This is a genomic window from Citrobacter sp. Igbk 17, assembly GCF_028069775.1.
Classification (GTDB): domain Bacteria; phylum Pseudomonadota; class Gammaproteobacteria; order Enterobacterales; family Enterobacteriaceae; genus Citrobacter.
The window spans coordinates 1-8,888 of record NZ_JANEWI010000063.1 but is presented as its reverse complement, the minus strand read 5'-3'; the positions used below and the strand labels follow the sequence as shown (position 1 = coordinate 8,888).

The following is an 8,888-nucleotide window of genomic DNA, read 5'->3' as shown; positions in this document are numbered from 1 at the left end:
GGTGGTAGTCACGGTCGATGATTTCCCGGTGCAGCTTGGCGCGCAGGCCTTCCTGCTTAACGTTCCACATGCTGATGGTTTTCAGGTCGGCACCGATGCGAACGCCGTCCAGGTCGATCTCAAGGTCAGGACGCACGCGGACTTCAAGTCCGGTTTCGTCGTCAAAGCCGAAATAACTCACCTCAACGGCGCGACTCGGGTGCTGGAGAAGCATCCCGGCGGTCGGGTGCTGGAGCAGGGCTTTTTGAATGGTCAGTGCAGTGCTCAGTTGCTGACGGGTGACCAGTACTTTCCCTTGTGGATTCTCGCGCCACGCATCCAACAGTTCGTCGGCGAAGACGGCGTCCGGATTAACAGACTTCACGGCCTGAATCAGATCTGCTTTGGTACCGGACACTTTCAGTGATTGAGGCTTCTGCGCCTCCTGTGCCACCAGGTCAGGATTGATGATTGCCAGTTGCTCGAGTAGCGCATCACGGCTACCGCTGGTTTTCACTTGAGCAGGCAGGGTGGCGTTGTACTCTTTGATGCAGGCTTTCATCGCCGCTGCGGTCTGCTTCTGGCCGTCTTCAATACGCTGGTACTCGGCAGGCAGCGCCATGTAGCTTTGCCCAGTTTCTTCCAGCGATGCGCCGAGCGGCAGCTGTGCCGGTAGTGTGGCGTTGTATTCTTCAAGCAGCGCTTTGATGTCGTCGGCTGACAGCTGCGCCGGCAGGCTTGCGTTATACTCATCGATAAACGTGCGGATCGTTGCCGTTGTGGTGAATGCGCCTTCCGGGATTACCGGTTCAACGCTGAATTCGGCATCCAGCAGTTCGGGCTGCAGCGCCAGAGCATGTACCAGGTTTCCCATGTCCAGAACAGGAGAGCGTTCTTTGATAATGGTTTTCTCTACGTGGCGCGCATTGAAGTACATCAGCGACACACGCGCATCTTTAACCTGGGTAGAGCTGATACCGTTCGCTGCGTGATAAACCTCGTTCGGCAGACCTTCATAGCGGCCTGGCTCGAAGTAAGCGGGATACACAACAGCCGGTTCGTCAGATTGCGCTTCTGGCTCGGTTTGTGCCGCAACCGGTTCGGTTTGGTTTACAGAATCGCTGTTTTGGCTAACAGAATCCGCATTCTGGTTTACATCGGCTTGCTGGCCGGTATGTGACTCTTGACCAGTTTCCAGACTGCTTTCGCCTGACTGCACTTCATTACCAGCCTGTTCTTCATCACTGACAGTTTCTTCCATCTGCACATCGCTGGTGGTTTCCTCTTTAACTGGTGAACGGTCATCTGTTTGTGTTTGTTGATCACCCATCAGGCCTTCTATGGAGAATACGCCGTTGCCCATGTTGGTGATTTGTGGTTGTTCCGCAGCTGTTTTCAGCTCTGCTGCGACCTTCTCGTTAATCTCGTTTTCCCAGCTGACGTCCGGCGTATGACCAGCATCAACCAGCGTTTCTTCTGAGGGATTTGAGTGGTCATTTTCGGTTAGATTGGCATTGATATATGCCCGCAACCGCCCAGGAAAGTTAACCAATTCGGATGATGTGCCGCGGATGAGTGCAAAGATGGCGGCGCGTGAATAGTCCAGGATGCCAGCGGTTTTGCGCAGCGCCTCAGACCATTCGCTGAACGGACTTTCTTTCTTGCTGACAATCTCTTTAGCGCGACGGTAGACCCCACCAGGAATGTCGTAGATATTGAAATCCATTGGCAAGGTGGCCAGCGCAATTTCAACATCCAGAGTGTCCAGTGTGTGGACGTAGTCGGTATTGCGATCGGTCTTATTTCCACCGCCAGCGTTGGCTTTGACGTCAGTGCGTTGAATCTGTGCAACGCGGTTGCCTTTCTGCCATTCCTTGACCAGCAGGCCGCGATCGATGTATTCAGTTTTGAACCACACCGTCAGGAACTGAATAACTGTTGCCAGCTCCGGTTTTTTACCGTCGACAGGGAAGACTTTCTTAACGGCATTCACGACCTTATGAATATCGTGTTCAATGGCTTTTTTGAATGCTTCCACATTCTCAGCAGCCAGCAGCAGGTTCTGGATGTACGTGTTATCAGTGTCCATCTCAAGGCGGACAATCTCGTTTTTCTGCCCAGCGTCGATGTGATAGAAATATTCACCATCGCCGATGAACTGAGCCAGTACGCGCTGACGGAATGGCAGGGTGGCTACGACGATGAGGTTCGGCTTTTCTGTCTGCTGAGATTCTTCTGCATGGCCGGTTTCACCATCAACGACATTGTCATCAGTCTGGTGGTTTTCTTCCTGTGCCGCATCATCAGTTTTCAATTTCAAATTCCAGGTGCGCTGGTCTTCGGCCAGTTCGTAACGATCACACCAGGTGAAATCAACTTCACCTTCATCTGGCAGGTCATCAACAACAGGAAAATCAGTGCGAATTGGTTTGGCGTAATCCTTACCGCGCCCAGTTTCGATACCTGCATCTTCCAGCGCAACGTCCAGCATCAGGTTGGCGCGAGCCTCAGTTTTTGCAGTGAACCAGACAAAAGCATCAGGCTTTCCCGACTTTTGTGTGGCTTTAACTACATATGGAAATTCCATGTGAGATCCTCATTTTTGGGTGTTAGAATCCCCGGACCATTGATAGCGCCCATTGGGTTAACTTTGGTTTTAATGTTGTTTCCGGTGTAACTTTGGTCGGTGGCACCGGACGTAGATCCCGCCTTGTGCGGGTTTTACGTTAGCCTTCGTGAGCCATCTGGTCGTGCGAAGCGCAACGTCTGGAACAATATTCGTTCTCTTTACGCGCCAGCTGTGAGCCGTTGCGATAGAGAAGGGTACTTTTGATTACTTCTTCCGGTTTAACCGGCTTACTGCAGTAACCGCATTTTGTTGAGTTACACATCAGGATTTCCCTTCTGCGCAAGCAGGTAACAAAAACGACGAATAATCACTTCTACCCAGTTCAGTGTTACGGCCTGCTGCCGGACTGATTTGCGTGCAAAGTCTTTCATCTCACCCTCGATACCTTGTCGCTGGAACTAAGTGAACTTCGCTGGTGGCGCCGTGATGCTGATCTTCACAGTTGAGCGTTTTAACTCTGCAGTTCACCACCGCGAAGCTCACTTCTGTTTTGCCTTATAGCCGGCCAGCTGAGCGTTAAACCTTATGCGCTTAGTGTTTCGCGATGAGGTGATAATGTACCATGAGTTCACTGAAGTAAAGTACCTAAAGTACATTTTAATAAATAAGTTAGTTCAGTTGGTCATAATTCTATGAACTTTAAGGTAATTTATTTTTTATTTGATTCCTGTTATGCTCAAAAAAACATCAGAGGAGCAAAGAAATGGAACGTGACGAGCTTGAAGAAGACCGCGCAGCATTCATCGCCGGCGAGATTGGAGGTGCAGTTGTCAGTCTGATAGCTAACGGGATAGTGATAAGCCGCGATGCGATAGTGAATAGCCTAGAGGCTAAGCGCAGGGCGGTGGGGAATGTGATTCACAAAGGTGTATTGCGGGATGCGGCTGCGATGGTGAGAAGAGGGCAGTAAAAACCCGGCGCGGTGGCCGGGTTGTAATTTCTAACTCATAGATTTTATTTTTTCGAAGGTCAGAGGGAATCTTATCTTTGATAATCCAACACTTGAGAAAGCTGCTGTGAGTTTACTTCTAAAATCCAAATACACTAGGTTAGATAATAATGTGGCTTTAAGTTCATCATCAGCTTGATGAAATACATCAGGCTCTAAGACATTGAATTTATAAGCGATTGTAATTTCTACTTTTAGTGGGTTTACTTCACCTTCTGGTATGTCATTAACTTGGCTTTTGCATCCCAAAATTAAATAGCAACATTTATCCTCTTCATTATCATTAAGCCCTAACTCAATGATAAAACTTAGATTTATTCCATCATCTTTGGGTATCGCATCACGTGTAAAATCAATGAATTGCTTTCTAGTAGAGATTGCTTGCAATTCTACACTGCTTAAAAGTCTTAACATGCTGAAACTGAGCTCCATCCTTGTTCATTGATATCGTCAAAAGGAGATATGGAACTAATCGCCCGAGACTCGTAGTTGTCGTCGCCGTTGATATGGTCTAGTGCGATCTTAAATTGACCCCTACGCGAATATGCAAATTCAGATTGGTCAAATAAAGCTCCATGACTTCTCAAATTAGTAATAGATATCAAGCTATTCCTGAAATCTTCAAATAATGATGTTCTAATTACTGTTTCCTGAACAGATCTGTAAGACGTAATGCAAGTCAAAATGTAGGAGTTGAGACTTACGCCTTCTTCTTCAGCAAGTTTTATACAGTTGGCATGAACAGATTTAGGAAGACGAAGTGTCACCCGTCCTGAAACATTAGTATCTGCAAAATTTTTAGGTGATGGGAAATGGGTTCCTTCTGCAAAACACATTTCCTGCCCAGTATTGATAGTGTCTATGGCAAGTTCATATGCTTCATCACGAGTTTCACCAAACTCCAATATGTCTGGGAGTTCTTCCACTCTTGCAACCCAGTAGACGTCCTCATCCATACGCTCTTTGCGTACTGAAATGGTATATTCTTCTGCGTTATACATGATTATTCGCCTTATAGATTATTTCTAACTCTTCTTTGTACTTCTTTAGCGTGGATAGAACTGTTCTTCCATAACATGGTTTCACGGATTTTGCTGTACCATGTCCGCAGTCTATGCCTATTGTGCGAAATTCACTTAATCTTGAAAGTTCTGGGTGCGTAAGAACCTTATGGTTATCACTTTTTCCTGATTTCGCATTAAAACCCAGTTCTTCTAGATATAAAAGTAAACCCGACCTCCCCCCACATCCAATGGTTTTGACTCTTCTCTCTAAATCTTCAATGATAAGTTCTATTCGGGTCATTTTATGTTCTTATCTTAGTTGACACTACAGGTGGTGTCATCATGAAAATTGTAATTTCGGATTACTATGTATTCAACTGTTCATCTGCTAACCATGCTTACGGTAGGTCTGCGGCATGCTACCGATCACCTTTCCGAATACGAATATTTTGTTCATCTCTGCCTTCTCAATCGGCTCCCACGGTCGATAGGTCTGGTTGTCTGAGATGACCAAGAGTTTATCTTTCATCTTCTGAAGTCGCTTCACATGGGATGTGTCGTCATAAATGAAAGCGTAAATCCCATCACCATCAAAGTGTTGAACGCTTATATCGACAAACAGCAAATCACCAGGCTCAATCGTTCCAGACATGCTGTCACCGCGAACGTTGATGATGCGGATCTGTTCCTGTTTACGACCATTAAACATCTGACGCGCATCTTCTACTGAGTACTCCACGGAGCGTAATACTTCTACGAACTCACTATTGATCACGCCCGGCCCAGCGCTAACAGCTACATCGAGTACGTCTATACGAAATGTTTCGGTCGATTTCTGTAAGTGCCCCTCCGCAATACCATCAGCCACGCTGTCACCTAGCAGGTAAGCTGAAGTTGTACCTATGCTCGCAGCAAGCTCTTGCAGCTTCCCACGCCTTGGAATTGATTCCCCGTTAAACCATTTGCTTACAGCTTTTGGTGTCAGCTTCATATTTTTGGCTATTTCAGCCTGACGACCATGTACCGGCAAACCAGCTTTATCGCAGGCCAGCGCTAGCCTATGGGAAAAGTCTTTTCGCGCTTTTTCTTCCTGAACCATAGGTTCAATCATAATATCACTTGCGTGAACTATCAGTTCCAACATAATATGTACTTACAGTTCAATTTGAGGGTCAAAGAATGCAACCTATTAGTCTTGGCGAAATCATCAAAATGATTCGCGTACCTGTAGTAGCAAAAGCTTGTGAGCGCAGTCCGCGCGCAATTTACAAATGGATCAATAGCGGCTGTTTACCACGCACTGATTACACCGGTGAGACGGATTATGCGTCGAAGATTGCTGAAGCTTCAGAGGGGCGATTTACCACCACCCAAATTCTTGAGATCAGCAAACCAAAAGCAGCCTGACAGCAAATTAACCACGAAAGGGAAAGCACTATGCAATCACTTACGTACCAACAAAATACCGGATTCCATTCGTCCGCGATGATAAATCGCACTCAACAAGAGCATGGCGATAAACATGATGCCATTCGTGACGCGGTCCGCTCCTGGGCTGGTGCCGATGGTCAGGACGTAGTTACGGCTCTGATTATCGAAGAGTACCAGGCTCAAGGGGGAGACGACATCGCTTTCCCTGACGATCTCTGCCGAAAGCGCCAGAAGCTTTTCCGCTTCCTGGACAACCATTTCAACAGCGAACGTTACCGCGAGAACGTCCGCCAGCTGACTCCGGCAATCCTCGCAGTTCTGCCGATTGAGTTCCGCAACCGCCTGCTGCCAGAAGACAACATCATGGCTCGCCTGGCGCGTATGGAGAAGGAAACCAGTGAAGCGAAGATAGCTGTCGCAATGGATGCGCCACGGCATCAGAAGCTGAAAGAGCTGAGTGAGGGGATCGTGGAGATGTACCGCGTTGACCCTGGCTTAACCGGTCCGCTGATGGAGATGGTGCAGCTGATGTTGGGGGTTGTATGACGGGTTCAAAAATGGCGAAAGCCGCGGTGCTAGAACACCAACGGCTTTCAGGTGCAAAAACTGAGCGTAATTGCGGAGAGCAGTATGTCAAATACCGCTGAAATATTCAAATTCCCCACACAGCAGGGGAAACAGGAGAGCAGCATGGCTGATCTGGAGAAAGGCTATTTGCGCCTGGCCAACCAGATTCAGGATGCCCTGTGTATCGTCGAGCTATCCGGGCGCGAGTTTAGGGTGCTGAATGCTATCGTTCGTCTGACCTATGGCTGGTCTAAGAGTTCTGACCGCATCGCCAATAGCCTCATTGCAGATAAAACGACGCTGAAGGTGAAGCACGTCTCTGAGGCCGTGTTGAGCCTTGCCTATCGGAACATCATCATCCTGCGCCGCATTGGGCAAACCAGATACATAGGGATTAATACCAGCCTGGATAAATGGGCGTATACCAAGCCAAATTGCATGAAGTGTCCAGCGGTGTTTCCTGCTGCTGAAGTTGTTACATGGGTTATTACCATCCCCGAATTCAGGGATAGCAATTTTACCCATTCAACCATCCCTGAAAACGGGGATAACCATCCCCAAAAACAGGGAGAGGTATCCCTGAAAACAGGGAACACCAAAGACATTCTTCCAAATACAAATATAAATACAGATCTAACCCCCTCTAATCCCCCAAAGGGGAAGGGTAAGTTTGACCCGCTGACGATTCCCGTTCCTGAGTGGCTTGATTCTGTGTCCTGGAATGAGTGGGTTGCCTACCGCCAACAGTCTGGAAAAGCCATCAAGACCGAAATGACGGTCACCAAAGCTTTCAAGTTGCTCAAGGCTTGCCTGGATGAAGGGCATGACCCGGTTGATGTGATCAACACCAGTATCGCTAACGGATATCAGGGACTGTTCAAACCGAAATTTGCTCTCAACGACCGCAAAACGGGCAGGGATGTGAATCGCATTTCTGAGCCAGATAAAACCATCCCAACGGGGTTCAGGGGGTAAGCATGCCAAGACCAAATACACCAGAAGAGCAGGCGGCACTTATCAGAGTGATCATCGAAGAGGTGAAAATCCGCGGTCGTTTAACCGTTAGTGAGGCATCACAGATGTTGTCGCTGCATCGTCAGACTGCTGAGAAGTATTTCCGCGTAGCAGCCGAACGCGGCGAACTCATTCGTTACGGTCGTCTTGGTTTGTTCAGGGACCAGAAGGCTGTGATTGATTTCGATCTCCAGCGTTTTTCATACGGTTCGAGTAAGCCTGTGACTGAGTTGCCAGCAGATTTTCGGGGAAGTGCAGTTATGCGCCGGGTTATAGATATCGTAGGGAGAATGCCAGCATGAAACCATCATACGAAGAATTAGAGAAAAAATGCGCATTGCAGCAATCAAAACTGGCTGCGATTAACGAGTTGATGAATGTCGTGGAAAAGGCCAGTGATATTGCAAAAGCAGGTATCGAAGAGCTGCAATCACAAAACGCAGACATGGCAGTACAGCTCGCTAACGCCGAGAGCAAGCGCAGGGAGCTGGGGACGGAAAATGCTCATGCGCGTGAGCGCCATGTATTCATCCGTGCGTTGGCAGTTTCGATTCTTGAGCATAGCGGCGGCCGCATGGACTGGCGTGGCGCGATGGAGGACGCAACCGAACTGCTGCAAACGGTGGATTCCGTATATGCAATAACCCCAGCCACCGACGCTTTCTTGGCTGAAGTGCGGGCGCAGGGTGTGGAGAGGTTGGCGAATGCCTGGTACGCGATTGCAAACGAAACGGACACAGGGATTAACATCAGCGATTCATCTCGCCTGAAATATCGCCAACGCGCAGATGACGCTGCTGATTTCGCGAATGAAATCCGTAAGGAGGCAGCCCAATGACAGCACTCAACAAACAGGCGCCGATCAAACATCCCGCAATCCGTTATCACGGTGGCAAGTTCCGTCTGGCGCCATGGATTATCGATCAGATGCCAGAGCATGTTTGCTATGTAGAGCCATTCGGTGGAGCGGCTGGGGTGCTACTTCAAAAACCGCGCAGCTACGCAGAAGTCTATAACGATCTCGATAGCGAGGTAGTGAACCTGTTTACTGTCCTGCGAGATCCAGACATGAATCAGAGTCTGCGTGATGCCTGCGCATTAACACCTTACTCACGTGATGAGTTCTGCGCAGCCAGGGAGATCGTCACGGAACCTGTAGAGCGCGCCCGCCGCATGGTTGTCCGCGCATGTATGGGTTTTGGCTCTGCATCCGGTATCGGTGGTAACTCGGGATTTCGCAGTGACAGCAAGCGTAAATACGCAACTGCTGCGCATCTGTGGGAGCGCTATCCAGAGAACCTGGCTGCGATATGCC

Annotated in this window: 12 protein-coding genes and 1 pseudogene; 7 read left to right on the top strand and 6 right to left on the bottom strand. The window is 48.7% G+C overall.

All coding sequences use genetic code 11. From position 1 onward, the window contains the following. From NNO08_RS22535 to NNO08_RS22525, 3 genes and pseudogenes are all read right to left on the bottom strand, one after another. Positions 1–2,566: RecE family exodeoxyribonuclease (locus NNO08_RS22535; protein WP_271457579.1), on the bottom strand; the 2,566-nt coding region annotated here is incomplete at its 3' end. Positions 2,567–2,705: 139 nt separating this feature from the next. After that, the gene (locus NNO08_RS22530; RefSeq protein WP_271440866.1) at positions 2,706–2,870 is read right to left on the bottom strand and encodes a YdaE family protein; all 165 of its coding nucleotides are present in this window, start codon (positions 2,868–2,870) and stop codon (positions 2,706–2,708) included. Beyond that, positions 2,863–2,979: pseudogene (locus tag NNO08_RS22525) on the bottom strand (hypothetical protein); the annotation flags it as partial. The gene NNO08_RS22530 and the pseudogene NNO08_RS22525, both read right to left, overlap by 8 nt. Positions 2,980–3,311: 332 nt before the next feature. On the opposite strand from NNO08_RS22525, the gene NNO08_RS22520 reads away from it, so the two are divergent. Continuing rightward, entirely contained in the window at positions 3,312–3,518 is a 207-nt protein-coding gene (locus NNO08_RS22520) for a hypothetical protein (RefSeq protein WP_271440865.1), read from the top strand. Positions 3,519–3,548: 30 nt separating this feature from the next. Here NNO08_RS22520 and NNO08_RS22515 read toward each other — a convergent pair whose 3' ends face one another. The 3 genes from NNO08_RS22515 to NNO08_RS22505 all read right to left on the bottom strand — a co-directional run bounded on the left by NNO08_RS22515 (position 3,549) and on the right by NNO08_RS22505 (position 5,705). Further along, positions 3,549–3,971, bottom strand: a complete 423-nt coding sequence (locus NNO08_RS22515; protein ID WP_271440864.1) for a hypothetical protein — start codon at positions 3,969–3,971, stop codon at positions 3,549–3,551. Further along, a complete protein-coding gene (locus NNO08_RS22510) occupies positions 3,965–4,558 on the bottom strand; it encodes a type II toxin-antitoxin system HicB family antitoxin (RefSeq protein ID WP_271440863.1) in 594 nt (197 codons plus the stop codon). The genes NNO08_RS22515 and NNO08_RS22510 overlap by 7 nt, the downstream gene beginning before the upstream one ends. A gap of 391 nt (positions 4,559–4,949) precedes the next feature. Next, complete coding sequence (locus tag NNO08_RS22505) at positions 4,950–5,705, bottom strand: XRE family transcriptional regulator (protein WP_271448914.1); 756 nt, start codon at positions 5,703–5,705, stop codon at positions 4,950–4,952. A 35-nt stretch (positions 5,706–5,740) separates the two neighbouring features. Between NNO08_RS22505 and NNO08_RS22500 the strand changes: the two genes are divergently transcribed. The 6 genes from NNO08_RS22500 to NNO08_RS22475 form a co-directional block, all read left to right on the top strand. Further along, positions 5,741–5,968 carry a hypothetical protein gene (locus NNO08_RS22500; RefSeq protein ID WP_016156713.1) on the top strand — a complete coding sequence of 76 codons (228 nt, stop codon included), beginning with the start codon at positions 5,741–5,743 and terminating at the stop codon, positions 5,966–5,968. Positions 5,969–5,998: 30 nt separating this feature from the next. Further along, the gene (locus NNO08_RS22495) at positions 5,999–6,538 is read left to right on the top strand and encodes a toxin YdaT domain-containing protein (RefSeq protein WP_271440860.1); all 540 of its coding nucleotides are present in this window, start codon (positions 5,999–6,001) and stop codon (positions 6,536–6,538) included. Positions 6,539–6,622: 84 nt separating this feature from the next. Continuing rightward, the gene (locus NNO08_RS22490; RefSeq protein WP_271440859.1) at positions 6,623–7,534 is read left to right on the top strand and encodes a replication protein; all 912 of its coding nucleotides are present in this window, start codon (positions 6,623–6,625) and stop codon (positions 7,532–7,534) included. 2 nt (positions 7,535–7,536) lie between these two features. Next, complete coding sequence (locus NNO08_RS22485) at positions 7,537–7,875, top strand: DUF977 family protein (RefSeq protein ID WP_048235134.1); 339 nt, start codon at positions 7,537–7,539, stop codon at positions 7,873–7,875. Next, complete coding sequence (locus tag NNO08_RS22480) at positions 7,872–8,411, top strand: hypothetical protein (protein WP_271440858.1); 540 nt, start codon at positions 7,872–7,874, stop codon at positions 8,409–8,411. The genes NNO08_RS22485 and NNO08_RS22480 overlap by 4 nt, the downstream gene beginning before the upstream one ends. Next, on the top strand, positions 8,408–8,888 hold a 481-nt coding region (locus NNO08_RS22475; protein ID WP_271457578.1), incomplete at its 3' end, for a DNA adenine methylase. The genes NNO08_RS22480 and NNO08_RS22475, both read left to right, overlap by 4 nt.

Bases quoted from the DNA above. Each gene is read 5' to 3' on its own strand.
- NNO08_RS22490 (WP_271440859.1), top strand. From the start codon at position 6,623: ATGTCAAATACCGCTGAAATATTCAAATTCCCCACACAGCAGGGGAAA.
- NNO08_RS22485 (WP_048235134.1), top strand. From the start codon at position 7,537: ATGCCAAGACCAAATACACCAGAAGAGCAGGCGGCACTTATCAGAGTG.
- NNO08_RS22510 (WP_271440863.1), bottom strand. From the start codon at position 4,558: ATGTATAACGCAGAAGAATATACCATTTCAGTACGCAAAGAGCGTATG.
- NNO08_RS22515 (WP_271440864.1), bottom strand. From the start codon at position 3,971: ATGTTAAGACTTTTAAGCAGTGTAGAATTGCAAGCAATCTCTACTAGA.
- NNO08_RS22500 (WP_016156713.1), top strand. From the start codon at position 5,741: ATGCAACCTATTAGTCTTGGCGAAATCATCAAAATGATTCGCGTACCT.
- NNO08_RS22495 (WP_271440860.1), top strand. From the start codon at position 5,999: ATGCAATCACTTACGTACCAACAAAATACCGGATTCCATTCGTCCGCG.
- NNO08_RS22480 (WP_271440858.1), top strand. From the start codon at position 7,872: ATGAAACCATCATACGAAGAATTAGAGAAAAAATGCGCATTGCAGCAA.
- NNO08_RS22505 (WP_271448914.1), bottom strand. From the start codon at position 5,705: ATGTTGGAACTGATAGTTCACGCAAGTGATATTATGATTGAACCTATG.
- NNO08_RS22520 (WP_271440865.1), top strand. From the start codon at position 3,312: ATGGAACGTGACGAGCTTGAAGAAGACCGCGCAGCATTCATCGCCGGC.
- NNO08_RS22530 (WP_271440866.1), bottom strand. From the start codon at position 2,870: ATGTGTAACTCAACAAAATGCGGTTACTGCAGTAAGCCGGTTAAACCG.